Genomic DNA, 22561 nt, shown 5'->3' with positions numbered 1-22561 from the left:
TACAAGAAAAACAAGATACTTCTGTATTTGAAATTGCAAAAAATATAGATGACACAATTTGTAACAGAAATAATTGCGTAGTTGAAGCTTAATAAAGTATTTTTATGCAATGAAATTTATAAACCAACCAGATTGATTATGAAATCATTTTTAAGACTAGCCATTTTTTTAATAGGGATTCAATTATCTGCACAAAGCACACCTTGGAGCGAAGATTTAATAACAACTCCTGAAAAAACTAATTATCAGAAAACCTCTACTTATGCTGAAGTAATGGACTTTATTAAGACCATTCAAAGTAAGTCGAATCTAGTTCACCTTGAATTTATGGGAACTAGTAAAGAGGGTAAGGGTATTCCAGTTGTAGTTATGGCAAATCCAAAAATAAGTTCAGCTGAAGAAGCTAAAAATTCAGGGAAGCCTGTTATGTACGTTCAAGGAAATATCCATTCTGGAGAAGTAGAAGGCAAAGAGATTCTGCAACAATTAATGCGTGATATTCTACTTGGAGAGAAGAAGCACTTATTGGACAATCAAATTCTGCTTTTTGCACCAATTTATAACACAGATTCTAATGATAAAATGGAGAAAGGCAGACGACCATCACAAGAAGATAGTCCTGTTGAGGTTGGTATTAGAGCCAACAGTCAAGGATTAGATTTAAATAGAGATGGTATTAAAATGGAGGCTTTTGAAACTCAGGCTTTAGTAGAAAATGTATTGGTAAAATGGGATCCAGAAATGCTAGTAGATTTACATACAACCAATGGGACTTGGCATGGATATGGCGTTACATATGCGCCAAGTTATCATTATGCAGGTGAAAAAGCACCTTACGATTTTACCTGGAACACCATGTTACCAAGTATTGTAAAGTCTATCGATAAAAATTATGGTGTAAAATTGGGGCCTTACGGAGGCTATTCGTTACGTCAAGGTTGGCCCGCAAAAGCAATTTATACTTATAATCATCATCCAAGATATGTTGTAAATCAAATGGGCTTAAGAAACAAGATTGGTATTTTAAGCGAAGCTTTTGCTCATGATCGTTTTTATAAACGTATGAATGGTACTTATGGTTTTGTAGCAGAAATTTTAGAGTTTACAAATAGTAACGGTAAAAAAATAGTAGAAATAAACGCCAAAGCGACTAATGATGCCATAGAAAATGTAAAAAACAATGCTGGGAAAGCTAAAAAAGGTGTGCGTTTTAAAATGGTGCCTCTAGAGGATACGTTTACACTAAGAACATACGATTACATAGCATATAATAATGATAAAGGAGAAAAACGATATACTAGATCTGGAAAGATAGTTGAAATACCAAACGTTCAAAACTATTCTAAGTTTGAGGCAGAAGTAAAAAGTACACTACCACGAGGGTATTTTATACCAAAATCAATGAAGCCTATTGTGGATCATTTAAAAAAACATGGGGTGGAAGTAACAGAGTTAACATCATCTAAAAGAGCAATAGGTGAAGAGTTTATAATGTCTGATTTAAACGTGTCGAAACGTAAGTTTGAAGGGCACTTTATGGCAAATGCTAAAGGGGAGTTTAAATCTAAAACAAAGCGGTTTAAAAAGGGAGACTTTTGGGTTGACATGGCACAACCATTGTCGAATCTAATTTTTTATATGCTCGAACCACAATCGGATGATGGTTTGGTGACCTGGAATTTCTTTGATGATTACTTTAAAGAAAATGGTATTGACAGTAAACCAGTAGCTTATCCTATTTTTAAATATTATAAATTAAAAAAATAGATCTATTTAATTAATTTAGCTATTAGAATCAACTAATTTTTATGTCAAGAATCTTAATAGATATTAGTATACTTTTAAATATTCTTGGGTTTGGGCAAGGTATTTTTTTATGTTTACTACTTTGGAGAAGCAAAAAAAATAAGCCAGAAAATATTTACTTGATTTATTTACTTTTAGCAATTTCAGTAATTATACTTAACACTATTATTAGGCTTGGCGATTATATAAGCCCTCTTGGTTTTTTTGAAAATTTTTCCAACACTTTTCTACTAGCTATCGCTCCTTCTGTTTATTTATTTACAAAGGCAAAAACTAAACAGATTACGTCAAAACGAACAAAATGGATTCATTACCTTCCGTTTTTATTATATTTTAGTTTTATTTTAATTAGTCAAATGTTTTATAAAACTAAATCATTTGAAGAAATTCATATTATTGCTTACTTTATTTTTAATATTCAGTTTGTCTCATATTTTACTCTTTCATTAATAAGCTTAAACAATATAAAGCCTCTCCCAGAACAACTAAAATGGGTAAGAATTGCCACTTGGTTAATTATTATTCCTTGGTTTTTACAACTAGCCTTTATAGTTACTGAAAAAATATCTGGAATTATAACTCCAGATTTTATAAATCTAAATTTATCATTAATCTTTGGTGTTTGTGCGTTTTTATTAAGCTATGCACATACATCAGGAAATGTAGGTTTTGCTAAAAAGGAGAAATACGAGAACTCCAAATTGAGTACAGAAATATTAGATAGAAATCTAAGAGTCATTCAATCAACAATTAATGATAATGAGCTCTTTCTTGATAAAAATATTTCATTAGCAAAAGTTGCAAAAAAAGTTAAATTATCACCAAGAGATGTGTCGCTTACAATTAATCAAGCTACCAAACAAAGTTTTGTAGATTATATTAATAGTTATCGCATTGATACTTTTAAGAAATTAATTTTAAAACCATCTTCCAAAAATTATACTATGGTTGCTCTTGCAGAAAGTTGTGGTTTTAAATCTAGCTCTGCTTTTTATGCTGCCTTCAAAAAGCAAACAGGAATTACTCCAAAACAATATAAAGATAATCTAAATTTAGAAGCTTGATTTTTATCTCCTATATCATGTTTTAGGAGGTATTCAGCATGAAATTATTCTTTATAGCAAAATCTTAAGGCTATGTTTGCTCAAACAAAAAACAAAACCGCATTATTATGAGAGCAATCAAAAACAAAAAAGCAAAGTTACTTATCCTTTATGTTTTAATAGGGATTTTTACATTTTCCTGTCAAAAAGATGATCCTATAGATATTATAGAATCAATCACCTTAACTACAACATCAGGAAATAATATCAATATGGATGGTGTTTGGTCTTCGGGTTGTGTAGAAGCCAATAATAATATGATATTAAATGAGTCTTTGATTTTTAATAATAAAGATCTTCAAATCAACATTAAGGGCTTTGACAATATGCAGTGCAATGGAACTGCTATTTTTAACGAAACAGTGATTATTTCCTTTAATACCACGGGGACCAAAACAGTAACTTTTGAAGGCGAACAGGTTCTAGTTAATAAAATTAATGGAACAGCAGAATATAGCGATGGAAGAAAAGAAACCTTTAAACAGATATTCTTTATTGATGAGAACATAGAAAGCAAGTTTATGTATCACGCAATTTTTGAAAATGATGGAGGTCAAATTGACGCTGAAGGTTATCCTATAGAAATTATTCCTATTCCAATTACAAAAACTAGTTAATCACAAGCCTCAATATTTTTGTTTAATTAAGTTGAAATCATTTATAAATAGATCTAAATCATTTATACAAAGAGCTAATTCATAATAAGCTATTTTTAGAATTTGCTTTTTTCAAATATATAAATAATGTATTTAAAACTAATCAAAAACACCAATAGAGTATAGTAAAATTAACTCCTAGAAATATAAATGAAATGAGAAAGCTATTACTATTATTAAACATTTTATGTTTTGTTGCATGTTCTAAAGTCAAGCCTGTCAAAAAAGAAATTGATGTAAAGACTAACTTCAATATTGAGACACTGGTAATATGCTTTGAAATTGCTGACAAAGGCTTTTGGAATTTCCCGTTTGATGATTTTCAACCAATGAAAACACAAGCTCGAAATCAATTTAAAGAGTATAAAAATCATGAAGCAATAAAACTAATTGACACCTTGGTAAGTAAAGGTTTTTGGTTTGATGCTATGGTAGAAGTCATGCTAAAATCGTCCCCTCTTCCTAAAGCTGAATTAATTTATGAAATTGATAAGTCCACTTTAGATAGATTGTCTAATAATAAATCCGAATCTACATCATTAATAAAAGAGTTTATAGCTGCAATGAATGAATTTTATTTAGACGCTAATATGTCTGAATATTTTAAAGAAAATGCAGATTATTTTAAGGCTGTTAATCAGGAAGTAAGCAATAATCTTCCAAATGAACAATTTATTGCAACTATGGAAGATTATTATGGCAAACAAAATGATAGTTATACCTTAATTCCCTCTCCCACCTTATATCACACCATGGGTTTTGGGAAAAGAATTAATGCAGATATAGGATATAAAGTGTTTAATGTTTTTGGTCCATTAATAGTAACTAAAGATTCATTGGACTTTGGGTTTGGATTTGATGATTCTAAAGAAATAGATGAACTCACAGTTCATGAATTTGGACATTCATTCATTAACCCAATTCTTGATTTAGCAAAAAATACAGAGATTATTGATAAATACAAGTATTTGTTTGATCCTATAAAGAAAGAAATGCAAAATCAAGGTTATGGAAGTTGGAGAAGTTGTGTTGCAGAACATTTTGTTAGGCTTGGGGAAATTAGAATTTCATACGCTATGAGAGACTCTGCTCGTGCTGAAAAGTTAAGAGATGAATATGTTAATAAGAGAAAATTTATTTATATACCTCATTTAGAAAAGAGTATAGAGGAATATGAAACAAACAGAAATCTTTACAAATCTATAGATGATTATATCCCTTCATTATTAAACTCGTTAAGCAAAATAAGGAAGCAATAAAAAAAACAGTTATGAAAAAAGCACTTTTAATTTTCGCAATCTTAATTCCCCTACTAACTTACAGTCAATCTTCAACTTACAAGACATCTGAAGATAGCATAAATAATATTCTTGACAAAAAATACACATTTTTTATGCTAGATTTTGTGAGGTTAACTGAGGACAAAAAAAACGACTCACTAACCCTATTAAGGAAAAATTTTGCTAAAGATATTTTAGAGCTTAACCTAAAAAACCCTGATAGCGAAGTTGCTATTGAAGCGCTTTATAAGTTAAGACTAGACATAGATAAAAAGGCTATTGCCAAGGTGTTAAATAATGTTTCTGCTAAATTAAAAAACAATCCTTATGTACAAGTTTTAAATGTTTACAGTCACTCAAAAACATTAAATGTTGGTGATTTATACACTGATGTTTCTGCTAAATCACTTGATGGGAAAGAGATTAAAATTTCCAACGTACTGAATCAAAATAAACCTGTACTAGTTATTCTTGGTGGTTTTTTTTGCATGAGGGAACATGGTCGAGAAATATTAAAGAATTTTCATAAAGAATATGGTGATAAAATCAACATACTCAATTACTTTTTTACTGATTCAAAAGAAGAATGGATTAAAGAATCTAAATACAATTTAGACATCCCTTTGTTGTCCGACCTTAAAGGAGACTTTAGCCCAATTAAAGTAATTTATGATGTACAAATAACACCAACTGTTTACCTGTTAGATAAAAAAGGTAAAATTATATTAAAACAAACAGGTTACGGAGAAGACGTTAATAGGACAGCAAAATCACTAATAGATTAAAACCAAAAATAATAATCATGAAAAAAAATTTATATCATTTAATATTCTTTATTGGAACATTATCATATGCTCAAGGTACAGTTGAAGCTGAAATTGATACACTATTTAAATATCAATTTAAATCACTAAAAGATACACATCAAAAAAAGATTTTAATTGACAAAGGTCACAATACAATTTATTCTATTCCCTCAGGAGAAGCTACTGCAAGAGAAATGTTTAGAATTATTGAAACAGATGGCTTTGAGGTAAGGTTTACTAACCAAAAATTAGACTCAACATATTTATCTCAAGTAAACCCTGATTTATTGATTGTGCATGGTATGCCAAACAATAAAACCATATTAAAAAATGGAGATAAAGAGGAAATTTTATATACGTCTCCTTTAAAAAACATAGAAGTTGAATCGATTGCTAAATATGTAAATAATGGAGGAAGTTTGTTATTATTTTTAAGCCATTTTCCTGGTGGTAGTGGCGCTCTTCCTTTGCTTGAAGCCTTTAGTGTAAAATTTAGAGATGGTTATGCTTACCATAATCAATATCATACAACAAAAAAGAAAGGAATTTGTGGACATTTTAGGATGAATACCTCAAATGGGATGCTCAATTTAAATCATCCTCTTTTCACTTCCAGTATCGATAAAAAAACCATACCAACTAGTGTAAGGTTTTATTGTGGTGCAGCTATTTTTAGAAATCCAGAAGATGAAATATTACCGTTTCCAAACAATACGGTTAACTATACCAAAACCACTACAAGCAAAATTAGAATGGAAGAAACTTCTAATGATTATGCTGGAATGATTGGGTTTGAGTATGGCAAGGGAAGAGTTATTATTTGTACAGATCAAGGCATCTTTAGAAGTTTAAATTTATTTATTGAAAATGAAAAAATTGCAGTTACTATTCATGACCCAGAGACTGACAATGCTGGATTACTTGTTAATACTCTAAGGTGGTTAACTAAACTACAATAAAATTAAAGTGGTATGCAATGCAATTATAAAAGCACTAATTATTGTTGATTTTTAAATTTAATAATTATGAATATTAGTCTGAAAAAGACACTTAAAAGGTTATACAAAAGCACTTGGTTTGTCACTCTTTTTGCCACGACAATGGGAGTACTTTTAGCTTTTTATTTAAATGATGTAAGTATACGCACAAAAATAAATCAAAAAAAAGCTGTTTCAATAAAAAGTTTAGCTCTTGAGCTAAAAAATAATGAGAACACTCTTGTTAGTTCAAATGATAATAAAAAGCTCACCAATTTCTTACAAGAGTTAAAAAAAATAAATGGTAAAATCTCTAGGGTAATTGAAATTTCTACTAGTGAAAGAAAAAAATTAGAGAAAAAATATCATCAGCTTTTTAACGTAGTAGATTCAATAAAAACTAATAAAGATTTGTATCAATATAATGTAGAGTATAGTTTTAATTTAGAGTTAAATGATTTAAGTGATATAGCTTGGGAAACTTATAAATTAAGTGAAGTAATTAATGAATTTGATTATGAATGCATACAAGCTTTTGTAGGTGCTTATAAACTTCAAGAAATTTATTTAAATGAACAGCAAAAGCTATTAAACTATTTTGTAAATGCAAATCATTCTAAGCTACTAGGAGAACTTTTAATTATTCAACAGCTAAAAAGTCAACTTATAAATACTATTAAACAAAGTCAAAAACAGTTAATGATATGCAATTAGATATGGCATTTTAGAAATAAGACATGAAAAATTTCAAATCATAATTAAATTAGTTAAGATGAAAATAAAACTTTTAATTTTTGTATTAGGTTCAAAATTTTATTTGCTCAAAACAGCATGACTTTCGACATAGCTGAAAATTATGTGAGTGAGTTTGGTAAAAATAGTGATATGGTAACTTTTTCGCCGCTTTTTAAGTTAGAATCAAATACTATTTATAATAATAACCAATCTGGAACAATTAAAGCCAAACCAAGTTTTTCTAATCCATCTAAAATTGCTTATGGTTTTATTCTGTTTTTAGGAAATAGTCATTCTGTTTTCAATAGAGAGCTAACCGTATTGGTTGAGAATTATGATAGCACTACTCCTATTTTACATATCGACAGAAACGGTAATTTAGATTTCACAGACGATGGGAAGCCTATTTATTTTAAAGACAAATTCTTATTAAAACTATCTAACAGCGACCTAGAAAACAGTAAATTTTTATATGTAGTGTCTAAAAGTAGAATTAGTAAAGAAAATGAAGTTTCTATTACTCATCGATATAGTGCTAATTTTCCTAAGAGCAAAATTGTATCTACAAAATTTTGGTTAGTTTTTGAGAAGCTTTCTGTAAGAGTTTCAAAAGGTGAAATTAATGGAAAGCCCATAACCATTCTTATTCGTGATGGTGATGTTAATGGAATATATACTTTTAATCCTGATAATAATAGAGATAGAATAGTCTTGTTAGATAAATCTATAGACGAAACACAAAGCTTATTGTCTTTTCTTATGGATGCAGAACCTATAGACCACAATGCTGTATTTGAACTATATGGCAAAAACTATTATGTGAAACATTTGTCTAAAAATGGAAATAAACTAACAATATCTGAAACTGACAAAAATACCAGAGTGATGTTTAATAAAGAAACTGATGTCTCTAATTTTTCTATTGATTTACTGTCTGGAGAAACAAAAGCTATATCAAACCTAATAAAAGACAAGCCGTTACTTATAGATGTAGGTGGTACATGGTGTGGTGGCTGTATAACCCAAGAACCAACAATTAAAAAACCAAAATAGCATGAAAAGCATAAACTCATCAGAATCAAAGGAAATTTACTTTTTCTCAATTATTGCAATAGCCTTAAGTTCAATTATTTGTTTTATTTCTTATGCAATAGGTGATACTAATATCTCCATTTTATCGGTATTAACACCTACCATACTTGCTCTTATTTACACTCTTTTTACAAAAGGCAAGAAAGGGGTTCATCAATTATTTATTAAACAAACCGTTAAAAAAATTAGTTTTAAATGGATTCTAGTTTCCTTACTTGGCATTCCTCTTATAGCATCATTAGCTATGCTTTCATTATATAGTTTTGATATATCAAAGTTTGCTCTTAGAACTACTCAATTAATGCCTCAAATTATTGTAATAATAGTGATAGCATTGGGGGAAGAGTATGGTTGGAGAGGATTCTTGCTTCCAAGATTGATGAATAAATTTAATCCGTTTTATTCAAATGTAATTCTAGGGCTAATTTGGGGTATTTGGCATTTTCCAGCTTATTTAATAGGTACAGGGGTTCCTTTAAATATGAACTTTATGGTATTTTTAATCTGGGTTATTTTGGCATCTCTTTTTATAGGCTGGGTATATTATTACACAAAAAGCGTCTTAACTTCTATACTTATACATATAAGTGCAAACGCAGCTTTTAACTACTTACTTATTTTACCAGAGTTTACTGGAAGTATGAATGCTTTTTGGTTTTTTATACTTTACCTATTTGTTATAATATTTGCTATTTTTTATAATAAAAGAAAAGATTTATTTAAGAAAGAATAATGCAATTTAAAACCACTAATCACAAAATAAACGCACTAACACAAATCAATAAATATAGAGCAATAACTCATTTAGCTTTGTGTGAAATTTAAAAATATGAAAAATCTAAAAAGTATAGTATTATCAATTATATTTCTTAACACTTTGCTTGCTTTTGGCAAACAAAAGATAGAAACTTTTGAATATAAGGACGAAAAAAAGAGTTATATAATTTAGTTACCTCTAAATTTTGATGCTACAAAAACTTACCCTGTAATTATCGGGCCTTCCAACACTAGATCTGTCAATAATGCAAGTTATTACTGGAACGACACAGAAGATAGTCAAGGCTGGATTCTTATTGGTTATAAAATTTATAACGCTACAAATAGAGTTGGTGAGATTAAAGCTCTATTTAATCACCTTAAATCGAAATATAAAGTAGAAGACAGTAAGTTTCACGTTGTTTGTTATAGCGCATAGTACCAGTATTTTTGACCTCGTAATGAAAATACCAGAGTACTTTAAAGGCATTACTGGTATGGCAGGTAATCCATCAACCAATAATAAAGAAAAGCTAAAACAATTAAGAGGTGTTAAAGTACAATTTGTTGTTGACGATAAAGATTCTTATTGGATGAGTTCAGCTAAAAAAAGTCATCAACTTTTACTTGAATTAGAAGTGGAGAGTACTTTAGAAATTATTAAAAATGGAGAACATGTTTTGGAATCTCTAGTTGGAAAAGGCTTTTTAGATAGAGCTAATCGATTAATAAACTAACTCAGTAATAGTATTATAGACTTGAAAAATAAATGAAGAACTATATAAATAATAAAAAAACAAAAGATTTTCACAAATTAATACTTGAAAAGGTTCGCTGCCTTTTTTAGTCCTCAATAAGATAATAAACCAAGAATAATTTAATTACAAATTAAAATATCACTATAAATTATGACACAAAAAAGTAAAAAAATTAAACCCTTAATTTTGACAAGCTTATTAATAATGTTTGCAATAAGCTTAATCGTTATCTATTTTACCACTACAGCTTGGACTCAAAAGGAACCTAAGGATGGCACTGATTTAGTCTATAAAATGTATGAGAAATACCATAACAAATGGTATAGCAACCTTACTTTTAAACAGCAAACTATGTTTTATAAAGAAGGAGAGGTTCTAAAAGAAGAATTATGGCATGAAGCCATGCAAATTCCAAAAGGATTAGTAATCAAGATTGAAGACATAAATGGTGGTAATGGACTCCTTTTTAAAAATGATTCTATGACTGTATTTAAAGATGGAAAAGCAACAAATAAAATGAAGAGAGTTCATGAACTCTTAGTACTTGGGTTTAACGTTTATGCTGATAAGCCAGAAACAACAATCTCTAAACTAAAAGAAGTTGGTTTTAATCTTAATATTATTCGAACTGATACAATAGATAATAAAACCTATTATGTCGTGGGAGAGTCTTCAAAAAAACAGTTTTGGATAGACACCGAACACTTTCTTTTTTCTAAAGTAGAAACACATTATCCAAATGGCACCATTTCTACCACTGAATTTAAAGATTATAAAAGATTAGACGATGCTTGGATAGCGCCTACTGTTATATTCTATAATAATGGTGAAATGATTATGAAGGAAATATATTATGATATTGAGACTCCAGAAAAGCTCCCCGAAAATCTTCTTGAATACTCAAGTTTTTCTAATATAAAATGGTAAATCCAGTAGGGGATTATTAAAAGTCAAAAGATGGTACAAAGTTTTGGGTGTAAAAGTGCAGCATCATTAAGTATACCCCAATTTTAATAAAAACAATAATACTCTATGCTTAAAAAAATTAAAACATTGTATGTCGTCAGCTTAATTTGAACTTTTTGAATTAAAATTTAAGAGAGTACTTTTACGAATTTAACTGATTATTCTGGAATTGCTTTTTTCTTGTTTCCAGTGTTCTGCTTTTAAAGGTTATTAAATATATTAAATCTTTCTCTTAGATTTAACCCTTTAAAAGTTCAAATTAAGCTGACGTCATTCACTAATATATGGGTGCCAAATTTGGATCAAGTTCAAATAGATAAAAAACTTTTATATACTCCAATACCTTATTTTGAAATCACCAAGCAACCTGTTTTGATTGTACAGAGAACCATGGATGAAATAATACCTAATAATAGCTATTCACTCATTTCTAAAGCTATTAAAAAATCAGGTAATAATAATTTAAAACCGTTTTAACAGAAGGAGCATCTCATTCTATGTATAATGTTGGAGACAGTGATTTTCCTTACTGGTCAAAATTGCACCCTGATTATTTAACAACAATTGAAGGTTGGATAAAAACGGTTTTTAACTAAATGTGGTGTAGATGCAGTCTATGTCTGTCTATAATAAATAGTTAATACATTCATTATAGATACTTATTATCATTAAATTCCAAAATACTTGATTTTTTCCATGAAGCACTCAAGACGGTTTAATAACAAATCATTTACTAGTAAATAAAAGTAATTGCTATATCTTTGCGGCATGATAGAAGATAAAAACCAACAAAGAACACCATTAAGTAGTTTGGGCGAATTTGCGCTAATAGATCATTTAACCAAAAACTTTAAAATACAGCAAAAAACGACTGTTAAAGGTATTGGTGACGATGCTGCTGTTTTAAGTTTTGGAGATAAAAAAGTGGTAGTTTCTACCGACTTATTAGTTGAAGGTGTACATTTTGATTTAAGCTATATGCCTTTAAAGCATTTGGGTTATAAAGCGGTCATGGTTAACTTATCTGATGTTTATGCTATGAATGCTATGGCTACTCAAATAACAGTATCTATAGCTGTGTCTAATAGGTTTCCGTTGGAAGCATTAGAAGAACTTTACGCAGGAATTGAAGCAGCAGCTAATATTTATAACATTGATGTTGTTGGAGGTGATACAACGTCATCCACCTCTGGGTTGTTAATTTCAGTAACAGCTATAGGTAAAGTAAATAAAGATGATGTGGTTTTTAGAAAAGGAGCTAAACCAAACGATTTATTAGTTGTAACAGGCGATTTAGGAGGTGCATATATGGGGTTGCAGGTTTTGGAACGAGAAAAAGAAGTGTTTAAGGTGAACCCGAATAATCAACCAGATTTAGATAAATATACTTATATTATTGAGCGTCAGTTAAAACCAGAAGCCAGAAAAGATATAGTAAAGCTGTTAAAGGATTTAAAAGTAAAACCTACCTCGATGATAGATATTAGTGATGGGTTGTCTTCAGAAATTATTCACTTGTGCAAACATAGTGATGTTGGTTGTGATCTTTACGAAAATAAAATACCCTTAGATCCTCAGGTAATTTCTACTTGCGAAGAATTTAATATTGATAGTACAACTATTGCATTAAATGGAGGTGAAGATTATGAGTTGCTTATGACAATTTCCCAGAAAGATTTCCCAAAAATAAAAGCAAACCCAAACTTAACAGTTATTGGTTATATGACAGAAAAAAATGCAGGAATGCATTTGGTTACAAGAGCAGACGAAAAAATACCTTTAAAAGCGCAAGGATGGAATTCACTTAGCGATTCGGAATAACGGACTTTCACTTAAATCTATAACAGGAATGTTTTTTTTCTTAAGCCTATTATTATGAATCCTTTCTAGAACAGTGTTAATTTCTTTATACTTTGGTGTTAACAAGGTTAGTTTGCCATTACCATTTGTCGTGACCTGTTCTTTACAGTGCTTACATGTGTATTCTTTAACATGATAAGTAACGTTTTTTGTTACTGTGTAATCATGACCAAAAAGAGAGCAATATAATTGTTTCAAACCTATTTGTTTTTAGCTAGTTAATATTGAGGGATTATTAAAAGTATATTTTTTTGCAAAAATAATAGGTTTTAACGATAAGTATTCGTTAAAAAGTTTGTTTTTTCCTTTGAAAGCAATATTTTTTTATTTAATGCTTAAAAAAAGAGCATAAAATTTAAACTCTTTGTTAAAAATTACATTTATTTTTTTTGAGCTAAAATGCTGGTTTCAAAAACTATAAATAAGGTATCTTCTAGTAATAATTAAGCAGCAGTTGTGGTGTACATTTTTTGCTTAAGACGAGACATTCTTTTTGAGTGGATATATTCTAAAATTGAATTTATTTCTTGAAATGTTGGTGTAAGCTCTGTTAAATTACCATTACTGTTTGTGGTTAACTGCTTTTTACAGCATTTACACGTATATTCTTTTACATGTTTGGTTACTAATTTGGTTACATCGTACTGATGGCCAAAAATGCTACAGTATAATTTTGAAACGGAATTGGTTTGTGAAGAAGTAGAAGTTTTCATAAGCTATATTGGTTATTGGGTGTAGTAAACTTAGAAAAAAAAATCAAATAAACGTTAAAACATTAAATATTTTCGATGAAATGCTTTATATGGTAAGAAAAAGCTTCTTTATTTTCGATATGACTCATATGGCCATCAGGTAATTCTACGACTTTAATAGTTTTATTTGGTACTTGTTCAATTAAAGATTGATAATCTAAAATGGGATCTTTTTTACTGATAATAAACATTTTTTTAAAATCACCTTTATGAAAAATGTCCTGTCGATCTTTTCTGATTTTCATGCCTTCTAATGCTGCAACAATACTTTGAACAGGTGTTTTAAGAGCTTCGTTTATAACAATTTTAATTTCGTTGCTAAACAAACGTCTGTTTTTAGGCCTAAATAAATTGGTAATTGAAATCCTAATAAATGTTTTATAGTTTTGTTTAACAGCTTCAATAGCACGATCTCTATTTTTTTGTTTGTCCTTACTATCAGGTTTAGCAGTAGAATTCATTAAGCACAAGCCATTAACCATGTCTGGATACAATTCAGCAAAAGCGAGAGCTACATAGCCTCCCATTGAGTGACCAATAAGCGTCGTTTTTTTAATTTTTAAATGCGCTAAAACCTCAGCAACAGCTTCTGCCATTAGCTCCATGCTGTGTATGTAGCCTATGCTTTCTGTTTGTCCATGGCCTAATAGGTCAACCGAAATTATACGGTTATTTTTGGACCATTGCGGAATAAAATCGCGCCACATGGTTGAGTTTTCTAAAAAACCATGTAATAACACAACTGTTTTACCCTTTCCATAATCACTAAAATGGATTTTTGCATTTCTAAACAAAACAAAAGCGTTCATCGAGCAAATTTAGTATCTTTCACAAAGATAGTTTTATACAATGAATAATAAGAAAACAATATTCATAATTGGTTTTGCGCTTTTTGCAAGTTTTTTTGGAGCTGGAAATTTAATTTTGCCTCCACAATTAGGGTTTAATTCTGGTCCAGATTGGTGGTTGGTAGCTTTAGGCTTTATTACTTCTGCAACAATAATTCCTTTACTAGCTTTATTTGGTCATGCAAAATTACAAGGCACAATGCTGGATTTTGGTAATAAAGTCTCGCCTTTGTTCAGTTTGGTGTTTTGTTTATGTGTGTATATTATTGCTATTACACTACCCATTCCTCGTACAGCTGCTGTGACTCATGAAATGGCAATTCAGCCTTTTTTTGATACACCTTCATTTTTAACAAGCAGTTTGTATTTTGGTATAGCTTTTATTTTTATAATGAAACGAGATAGTATATTAAGCATACTTGGTAAGTATCTAACACCTTTAATTGTGCTGATTCTTTTAGCTATTATAATTGTTGGATTTTTTACTTCGCCTGAAACCATGAATGCTTCGGTTTTAAAATCACCACCTTTAGTTGCTGGATTATTAGAAGGTTATCAAACTTATGATGCGCTTGGAGGGATTTTAATTGGAGGTGTCGTAATTATATCGCTCAATTTAGAAGGAGGTATTTCTTTTGAAGACAAAAAAGCCATCATTACTAAATCTGGATTGGTTGCTGCCTTTGGATTGTTTATTATTTATGCAGGAATGATTGCCGTTAGTGCTTTGCACAATACTGAGTTTGAAGCGTCAATTTCAAGACCAGAATTACTTTCTGGTTTAAGTTTAAAAACTTTAGGAAACATAGGTAATTTATTTTTAAGCGTACTTATTTCGTTAGCATGTTTTACTACAGCAGTAAGTGTTATTGTAGGTACTGCAGATTTTTTTAAAGGCTTGTTTAAAGAATCTCAATTAGTTTATACCATTACTGCTATTGTAGCTTGTTTGGTTGGTATATTGATTGGTCAAATGAATGTGAAATATATCATTGATGTGGCATTACCAGTACTCATGTTTATTTACCCTTTAACTGTCGTCTTAATTTTCTTAAATACTCTTCCTAATAAGTATGCGTCTAAATTAGTATTTAAGATCGTAGTTTTAGTAACCTTTGTGTTTAGCATCCCAGATTTTTTAGGGTTTTTAATAGAGGCTAATTGGTTGCAAAACGTTAAAGAAACTATTCCTTTTGCACAGCAAAATTTAGGCTGGGTACTGCCAGCTGTTTTAGCCTTTGTTGTGGTTAATTTGATTGAAAAAACTTCTAAGCCAAGAAGCGCTTAAAATAGTTAAGGGAGGTGATTTTTAATTCAATTGTTTGTTAAAAACGTTTTTTATTCGTTATTCAAATTAACCCAAAATTGAGTGTTGCCTAAGAGTATTTGTAAAGTAGTGTGTAATAAAACGATTGATTAAAGGTTTAAATGATAAAGTTCAAATGTAAAGCCTTGAAATTGACTTAATACATTTGAACTTTATCTATCATTTTTTAACTACTATAGTGACTTAGTGTTATCAACTAAATTCTCATCAGATCTGGTTCCATAAGGATCTATTGAAATATAAGCAGGCTTTTCGTTTACAATAATTTTTATTTCTGTAAACTCTTTGTCAATCTTTGAGGATTTGTAATGCAAAATTGGGCTATCATCTTTCACCAGTGATGGATGTTTTGTGAAAACGCCTATTTTTATAGGCTCATTCATTTCAATTTCTTTGGTTTTACCTGAAGGTTGCATCTCAAATCGGTTTGCTTTAATTTTTACCGAAACTTCATAAGTTCCATTCGATAGCTTTTTATAAGAACTTTCTTCAATACCTAAATCATATGTAATTACTTTTTTAAACCAATCGTCAACTAATGTATGATATGCTTTTGGTGTTACTTTATATATTTCATCTAATAACTCAATTGTAGTAGCGTCTAGCTTATTAGAGCCACGATACCTATTTGTAATAGTTTTAAGAACTTTATTTACCTCATTTTCACCTATTAAATCTCTTAAAGCAAGCATTACAGTTAAAGCCTTTCCGTATGAGATATAACTTTGTCCATGTACTTTATATACTGGAGGTTCTAAATCACCATCAAAGGCTCTTCCAGAGAAATACCTAGACCTAACATTTTCACTCAAAGTATATAAAGCTCGTTTTCCATACAATCTTTCCATAACAACAGCTTCTGTATATTTTGCAAATCCTTCTACAAATAGCGAACCTCCTGCTACTGGTTTAGCAGATAATATATGTCCCCACCATTGATGAGCCACTTCGTGTATGGTTCGTTTTGCAACTAAATCAAAAGTCTCTTTGTTACTTACATCAGATAAATATAATCTGTCCTCATTCATACTGATAACTCCAGGATGAGCAAAACCTCCGAATGGCCAGTGTGAAGGAACTTCTGCAATTCGTACATGATCAAAAGGATAATACCCAAAGTTTTCTTGACAATAATCTAAGGTTTGTTTTACACTGTTTTCAACGTTGTCGATATTAAAATCATGATTTACATCATAATATTGCTCTATTGAAACTCCTTTGTAGTCGGTTTTCTGTGTTTTATATTTAGCAGAGAAATAACCTACAGTAGGCATGATTTTATGGGTTGATTTATAATGAAAATAATTTCTATTATCCTTTGTCCATTGCTTTATTAAACGACCAGAACTTATGGCAGTTTGGTCACTATCTGTAGAGATAATAGTTTCAAAGTTTATTTTTTCATATTTGAAGTCCTCTAATACGATATGAGCATCTGAATTATCTTCTTCTAAACGTTCTGGCAAATTCCTTTTTTGTCGCTCAATATGGTTTGTTATTTCTAGTCCAGAACTGTACCCTAGCATTGGTTCAAAATTGGCAAATCGGTTAATGTAAGTACCATTGTTTATAATAGAATTATCTTCTTCATATCCTTTTAAATCTTTCTTTAATTCGTACTTAAATTTTATCGAATCGTCTGGTTTTAAAGGATTGTTCAGCTTGAATAAATAGGTTCCATAAAAGGCATCATGGTTATCCAAACGTGCGTTTTCTATCTTGACGTTTTTTAACGGAACTCTTTCAGTTATAAATATTTCTGTTAATGGATCTTCACTTTTGTTTATTAAAATTTGATTGGCTATAACAGTATATGTTCTTTCTTTTGGATAAATAGCCACTTCTGTTTTTACTGATATAGGAACAGGCCTTTCTAAACTTTCATACTTCTTAAATTTTCGTTCATAGTTTTCACTAAAATCTAGATTGTCTTTTAAGGTTTCATAATTAGAAACAATATTCACGTTGTAAAAAACCAAACTGCCAGCTCCAACAAATAGCAATACACAAAATGTAAGTGCTACTTTTTGAATAGGTGTCCAACCATTTTTTAGCTGTTTTAATTTAAAACCAAGGTTTGTTACAACACTTCTATTCCAAATTTTAAATGAAATAAAAGTTAACAATAAACCTAAGGCTAACCAATACAAAGAGAGGTGGTTAAAAAGGTTTGAAACACCATTAAATCCGTCCATGTTATTGTACCCAATTCTTGGCATAAACCCAAGGCTTGTTAAAGGGTGTTCCAGCCCTAGCGACCCAGATTTCATGCTTAACAGTACGATTAAACCAAAAATTCCCATGCCAATGTATTTGCTTTTTGCGAAGCTGTTTACAAATAAGGCAATCATAGAAAATACAACCAATTGTACTCCGTAATGATAATATAAAGATGCATACAAGCTAAATTCAAAGTTTGTATAGTTTAAACTAACCTGAAATGCGATACACATTATAATACCAGAAGTAATTAATAGTATAGGCAATGCTACTAATGCTGTAAACTTAGATGCAAAGAATACCCAGTTTTTTACTGGTGTTGCATCAATAATGCTATTAAAATTTATACTGCGTTCTTTCCAAACAATTTCTGCACTGTAATAAATAATTAAAATTAAACTAAAAATTGTTAATGGATCTACAATTAAATCCATTAATTGATTAGTAAAAGGATATACACTTACACCATAGGCTCCTCCACTAACTACAGTTGAATATAATTCTGAGAATACGATAAACAACCACATTAACAAGACTGCAATAAAAGGCAAGCTCTTAAAAACACTTTTTAGTTCTAATTTTAAAAGAGATATAAAGGCCATTCTTTGTGCTTTAAAATTGTGTAATCCTTTTTTTGGTTGATATGCTAACCATTGCACCTTCTCCTTTTTTTGTTTTGGTTCTTTCTTTACTTTTTTTGAAATTTTTCTAAAAGAGAACAATCTGTATGTTATTAGTAATATGCCAACAGAAACTAATACCCAAACAAATCTGTTCAATAAAAACAAACCAGAAAGAGAAAGTAGCTGTGTGTTTTTTTGAAAAGCTGTCCAATACTGCGTTTGTTCAAAAAATGCGGCAATTCCAAAAGGATCTGCTACAGCAGCAATTGCCATACTTTCTGGAGATGCAGGAACAGCTTGTGCTAACATTGGTGAATTTAAAAAGAGGGAGCTCACAAAATATAACATATAAACAAACACTGCACTTACATAAGTTGCAGTACTGTTTTTTGTTAATGTACTAACAGAAAATATTATGGCAGAACAGAAAAAAATATTAGGTAAAACCATATACAACCAAGGTTGCAAATAGGTTAATAATTTAAAGCTTGCAATACGTTCAGGATCTAAATCAGAAAAATAATTTCCAAAAATATATCCAATTACAAATGGTGAAAATGCTAATACGCTAAAAACGAACGTTCCTAAAAAACGACTCCAAAAATAATGTGCTTTTTTTATTGAAGAGCTATAAATAAGGCCTTCCATATTGTGTTGCTTGTCTCTTAGTATGGCACTAATAGCAAAAAACATAATAATAAAAACACTGCCTAAGGTAAAAAGGCTTGTATGAAAATAGACTTGATAGACAGAATTGAAATTAACGCCTGTTGGAGCAAAACCTTGCCTTCCAACAAATATGCCTAACACTAGAAACAAGAGTGCAAATATTGGGAATGCACGTTGTTTTAATTGATAAAAAATTTCAAAATTAAATAATTGCTTAAACATAACTTAGGCCTTTTTTTGTTGATTATTAAAAAGTGTAGCGAAATAAAAATCTTCTAAATTAGGAGTGATTAAGCTAAAACCTTCTTCTGGCTTTGAATTCGATAATACTCTAATTTGTGTGTCTCCAGATATTAGTTTTGTAGAAATAACGTCAAACGCTTTTTTGTAAATTTCAATATCCTTTTTTGGTATAATTTTAGTCCAAACCTTACCTTCTAAACTTGCTACTAATTCTGTTGGGTTTCCTTGCGAAATAATTTCCCCATCAGAAAGGATAGCCATTCTAGGGCATAAGTTTTTTACGTCTTCTACAATATGTGTAGAGAGGATAACAATAACATTTTCGCCTATTTCACTTAATAAGTTTAAAAAACGGTTACTTTCTTCTGGATCTAAACCTGCAGTCGGTTCGTCAACAATAATGACTTGTGGGTTTGCTAACAAAGCTTGTGCAATTCCAAATCTTTGACGCATTCCTCCAGAAAATGTATAAACAGATTTTTTTCTGTGCTGATATAAATTTACTTGCTGTAATAATGCAGTAACTTGTTCTTTGCGTTCTTTTTTGTCTAGTATTCCCTTTAAAACAGCTAAATGGTTTAGTAACTTTTCAGCCGAAATTTTTGGATATACGCCAAACTCTTGAGGTAAGTATCCTAAATGCTTTCTTATATGTTCTGGATTTTTAACAATATCCGAATCGTTAAATGTGATGCTTCCAGAAGAGGGTTCTTGTAACGATGCAATAGTTCGCATTAATGATGATTTTCCTGCACCATTTGCACCTAGTAAGCCAAACATTCCGTTAGTGATCTTTAAATTGATCCTGTTTAGTGCTTTAACACCATTAGGGTAAGTTTTACTAAGATTATTTATTTGTAATGTATTCATGTCTGTTAGATTTTTAATTGATATATTTTTGTTGTTTTACCTAAAACGTCTTTTAGAGTTCCATTTAAAAGAATGGGTTTTGTTTAGTTTACTACTGATTTGTTTGTTACTTAAAGTTCTCATAATTATTGTTTTATTATTAATTTGGAACAAACATAAAGTGATTAAGAAATGGTTTCTAATTAATATGACAAATGAAGTTTTTGTTAAGCCATACATAATAATTTTTGATACCAATCGTGTTTAGCCGTAAAAAGATGTTGTTGGTATCAATTTTAGTAGTGTGTGTCAATTTTCTTGTTAAGACAGTATAACATACTTACTTTTGAGTTGTGATTAAGTTTCTAAAAAAATACAAAGCTTTTTTTATTGGGTATATTGTTATCATTCCAATATTCTACTTCTTGGACTATATTGACTTGATTATTTTACCAGAAGAAAGCACTTACGAGATCATTATTTTTGCCCTCATTTGGGGTTTTTTAATAGCACTACCAATACATAATTTTAACTACTTAAAAAGAAAGCAGAAAACAGTATTACAAGTGTTGGGCTTATTCTTACTCTTCTTTATTACAGTAAGCATTGACTCTATAATGAGCCTGCCAGATAACCCAATAACATTTATCCTATTAATGGGTTTTTGGTTTGGTTTTGCATACGTACTAATTCCTGAATTTATCAAAAAATATTGGAAATTAATTACGTTAATATATGTGCCATTATTACTTTACTTTATTTATTTAAGGTTGTTTTCTGGAGACTTAGAAGCGTATCTAAAAATTAAAGAAGAATTTCCTTTCTATGTATTCTTTTTGCCTATACCAATCTTTTTTCTTGTTTGGCTTTTTGAGCAATGGCAATGGCTACAGAATTTAAAGGCTGAAAAAGCTAAAACGGAAATATCTTTATTAAGGTCACAAATAAATCCGCATTTTTTCTTTAACACTCTAAATAACCTTTATGCACTTACAGTTAAAAATTCAAAGCAAGCTCCAGAAGTTATTTTAAAACTATCTGATATGATGCGCTATACGATTTATGAAGGAGAAAAGGAAACTGTAAAAATTCTAGATGAAATAGACTATTTAAACAATTATATAGAGTTACACAAAATACGTTACAAAAAATCTGTAGAAATAGTGTTTAATTACAGTAATATAGATACAAGTTTAAATGTAGCGCCGCTATTGTATATCATTCTTCTAGAAAATGCTTTTAAACACGGTGTTGAAACACTTTCAGAAAATGCTTTTATTTATATAAATTTATACGATGATAAAGATTTTATTTATTTTAAAATCGAAAACAATTTTGACTCAAAAGAGAAACAAGAATCAAATGGAATTGGGTTGCAAAACCTTAAAAGAAGGCTCTCTTTATTGTATAAAGAAAAACACGAATTAAGTATTGATAAAACAAAGAACACATATCTAGCCACTTTAAAAATTTCTAAACATGCTTAAATATATTATTGTAGATGATGAGCCTTTAGCACATGAAATTATTGAAGAGTTTTGTAGCATGTTACCTCATGTGCAATTAGTAAAGAACTGTTATAACGCAATGGAAGCTCTACAGTTTTTAAATGAAAATACGGTAGATTTCATGTTTTTAGATATTAACATGCCTAAACTAAGAGGTTTAGATTTTTTAAGAACATTAACTAATCCTCCTAAAACTATAATAACAACAGCCTATAAGGAGCATGCTTTAGAGGGTTTTGAATTGAATGTTGTGGACTATCTTTTAAAACCTTTTAGCTTTGATCGTTTAGTGAAAGCAATAAATAAGGTTTCAGAAACTCAAAACACAAAAACGTTAGTTAGAGAAGTTTCTAATGTTCCAGATAATAGTCGTTTTTTTGTGAAAGGCGATAAAAAACATCATCAAATTAATTTAAACGATTTGCTTTTTATTGAAGCGTATGGAAACTATACCAAACTATTTTTAAAGGACGAAATGATTGTAAGCCATCAAAAAATATCGCATTATGAAGATATATTAGATGCATCAAACTTTCTACGGGTTCACAAATCGTTTATTGTAGCGATTGATAAAATCAAACTTATTGAAGGTAATCGAATTCTTATTAACGAGCATAAAATTCCGATAGGGCAAACTTATAAAGGAAGTGTTAGTAAACTGTTTTAGTTTTTTTATTGATTGTCACTATTGAATTTCAATATTAAATTATTCAAATGTTTTGCGACG

The 22561-nt window shown here is 29.8% G+C and carries 21 protein-coding genes; 16 read left to right on the top strand and 5 right to left on the bottom strand.

Going from position 1 to position 22561, the window contains the following annotated elements; translation table 11 throughout:
• The first annotated feature begins 138 nt into the window (after nt 1-138).
• From E5167_RS02130 to thiL, 13 genes are all read left to right on the top strand, one after another.
• Nucleotides 139-1767, top strand: a complete 1629-nt coding sequence (locus tag E5167_RS02130) for a M14 family metallopeptidase (RefSeq protein ID WP_136840556.1) — start codon at nt 139-141, stop codon at nt 1765-1767.
• 41 nt (nt 1768-1808) lie between these two features.
• Entirely contained in the window at nt 1809-2870 is a 1062-nt protein-coding gene (locus E5167_RS02125) for a helix-turn-helix domain-containing protein (protein WP_136840554.1), read from the top strand.
• A 107-nt stretch (nt 2871-2977) separates the two neighbouring features.
• Nucleotides 2978-3526, top strand: a complete 549-nt coding sequence (locus tag E5167_RS02120; protein ID WP_136840552.1) for a hypothetical protein — start codon at nt 2978-2980, stop codon at nt 3524-3526.
• Between the two features lie 194 nt (nt 3527-3720).
• Nucleotides 3721-4824, top strand: coding sequence for a DUF4932 domain-containing protein (locus E5167_RS02115; protein WP_136840550.1), 1104 nt, complete (start codon nt 3721-3723; stop codon nt 4822-4824).
• An 11-nt stretch (nt 4825-4835) separates the two neighbouring features.
• A complete protein-coding gene (locus tag E5167_RS02110; protein ID WP_136840548.1) occupies nt 4836-5630 on the top strand; it encodes a TlpA family protein disulfide reductase in 795 nt (264 codons plus the stop codon).
• 17 nt (nt 5631-5647) lie between these two features.
• Nucleotides 5648-6610: a hypothetical protein gene (locus E5167_RS02105; protein WP_136840546.1), complete on the top strand. Its 963-nt coding sequence runs from the start codon at nt 5648-5650 to the stop codon at nt 6608-6610.
• Nucleotides 6611-6676: 66 nt separating this feature from the next.
• Nucleotides 6677-7342: a hypothetical protein gene (locus tag E5167_RS02100; protein ID WP_136840544.1), complete on the top strand. Its 666-nt coding sequence runs from the start codon at nt 6677-6679 to the stop codon at nt 7340-7342.
• A gap of 117 nt (nt 7343-7459) precedes the next feature.
• Nucleotides 7460-8416 (top strand): TlpA family protein disulfide reductase, encoded by a 957-nt coding sequence (locus E5167_RS02095; RefSeq protein WP_136840542.1) that lies wholly within the window; start codon nt 7460-7462, stop codon nt 8414-8416.
• 1 nt (nt 8417) lies between these two features.
• Complete coding sequence (locus tag E5167_RS02090) at nt 8418-9188, top strand: CPBP family intramembrane glutamic endopeptidase (RefSeq protein WP_136840540.1); 771 nt, start codon at nt 8418-8420, stop codon at nt 9186-9188.
• 484 nt (nt 9189-9672) lie between these two features.
• The gene (locus E5167_RS02085) at nt 9673-9948 is read left to right on the top strand and encodes a hypothetical protein (protein ID WP_136840538.1); all 276 of its coding nucleotides are present in this window, start codon (nt 9673-9675) and stop codon (nt 9946-9948) included.
• Nucleotides 9949-10155: 207 nt separating this feature from the next.
• Entirely contained in the window at nt 10156-10896 is a 741-nt protein-coding gene (locus E5167_RS02080) for a hypothetical protein (RefSeq protein ID WP_169301359.1), read from the top strand.
• A 336-nt stretch (nt 10897-11232) separates the two neighbouring features.
• Nucleotides 11233-11412, top strand: coding sequence for a hypothetical protein (locus E5167_RS15470; protein ID WP_211242126.1), 180 nt, complete (start codon nt 11233-11235; stop codon nt 11410-11412).
• A gap of 291 nt (nt 11413-11703) precedes the next feature.
• Nucleotides 11704-12756, top strand: coding sequence for a thiamine-phosphate kinase (gene thiL / locus E5167_RS02070; RefSeq protein ID WP_136840534.1), 1053 nt, complete (start codon nt 11704-11706; stop codon nt 12754-12756).
• Here the strand turns inward: thiL and E5167_RS02065 are convergent.
• The 3 genes from E5167_RS02065 to E5167_RS02055 all read right to left on the bottom strand — a co-directional run bounded on the left by E5167_RS02065 (nt 12736) and on the right by E5167_RS02055 (nt 14356).
• Nucleotides 12736-12993: a hypothetical protein gene (locus E5167_RS02065; RefSeq protein WP_136840532.1), complete on the bottom strand. Its 258-nt coding sequence runs from the start codon at nt 12991-12993 to the stop codon at nt 12736-12738. The two genes, thiL and E5167_RS02065, sit on opposite strands and share 21 nt — an antisense overlap.
• A 245-nt stretch (nt 12994-13238) precedes the next feature.
• A complete protein-coding gene (locus E5167_RS02060) occupies nt 13239-13508 on the bottom strand; it encodes a hypothetical protein (RefSeq protein WP_136840530.1) in 270 nt (89 codons plus the stop codon).
• Nucleotides 13509-13570: 62 nt separating this feature from the next.
• Nucleotides 13571-14356: an alpha/beta fold hydrolase gene (locus E5167_RS02055; protein WP_136840528.1), complete on the bottom strand. Its 786-nt coding sequence runs from the start codon at nt 14354-14356 to the stop codon at nt 13571-13573.
• Nucleotides 14357-14396: 40 nt separating this feature from the next.
• On the opposite strand from E5167_RS02055, the gene brnQ reads away from it, so the two are divergent.
• Nucleotides 14397-15683, top strand: coding sequence for a branched-chain amino acid transport system II carrier protein (gene brnQ / locus E5167_RS02050; RefSeq protein ID WP_136840526.1), 1287 nt, complete (start codon nt 14397-14399; stop codon nt 15681-15683).
• Between the two features lie 212 nt (nt 15684-15895).
• On the opposite strand, the gene E5167_RS02045 is transcribed toward brnQ, so the two are convergent.
• Nucleotides 15896-19456, bottom strand: a complete 3561-nt coding sequence (locus E5167_RS02045) for an ABC transporter permease/M1 family aminopeptidase (RefSeq protein ID WP_136840524.1) — start codon at nt 19454-19456, stop codon at nt 15896-15898.
• A gap of 3 nt (nt 19457-19459) precedes the next feature.
• Nucleotides 19460-20347: an ABC transporter ATP-binding protein gene (locus E5167_RS02040; RefSeq protein WP_136840522.1), complete on the bottom strand. Its 888-nt coding sequence runs from the start codon at nt 20345-20347 to the stop codon at nt 19460-19462.
• A gap of 332 nt (nt 20348-20679) precedes the next feature.
• Here E5167_RS02040 and E5167_RS02035 point away from each other — a divergent pair, with 332 nt between their 5' ends.
• Together E5167_RS02035 and E5167_RS02030 are read left to right on the top strand one after the other, a co-directional pair.
• A complete protein-coding gene (locus E5167_RS02035; protein ID WP_136840520.1) occupies nt 20680-21813 on the top strand; it encodes a sensor histidine kinase in 1134 nt (377 codons plus the stop codon).
• The gene (locus E5167_RS02030) at nt 21806-22501 is read left to right on the top strand and encodes a LytR/AlgR family response regulator transcription factor (RefSeq protein WP_136840518.1); all 696 of its coding nucleotides are present in this window, start codon (nt 21806-21808) and stop codon (nt 22499-22501) included. The genes E5167_RS02035 and E5167_RS02030 overlap by 8 nt, the downstream gene beginning before the upstream one ends.
• Nucleotides 22502-22561 lie beyond the last annotated feature (60 nt).

The sequence above is a fragment of the Pontimicrobium aquaticum genome, from assembly GCF_005047595.1.
GTDB lineage: Bacteria > Bacteroidota > Bacteroidia > Flavobacteriales > Flavobacteriaceae > Pontimicrobium > Pontimicrobium aquaticum.
This window is presented reverse-complemented; position numbering and strand designations above follow the sequence as displayed.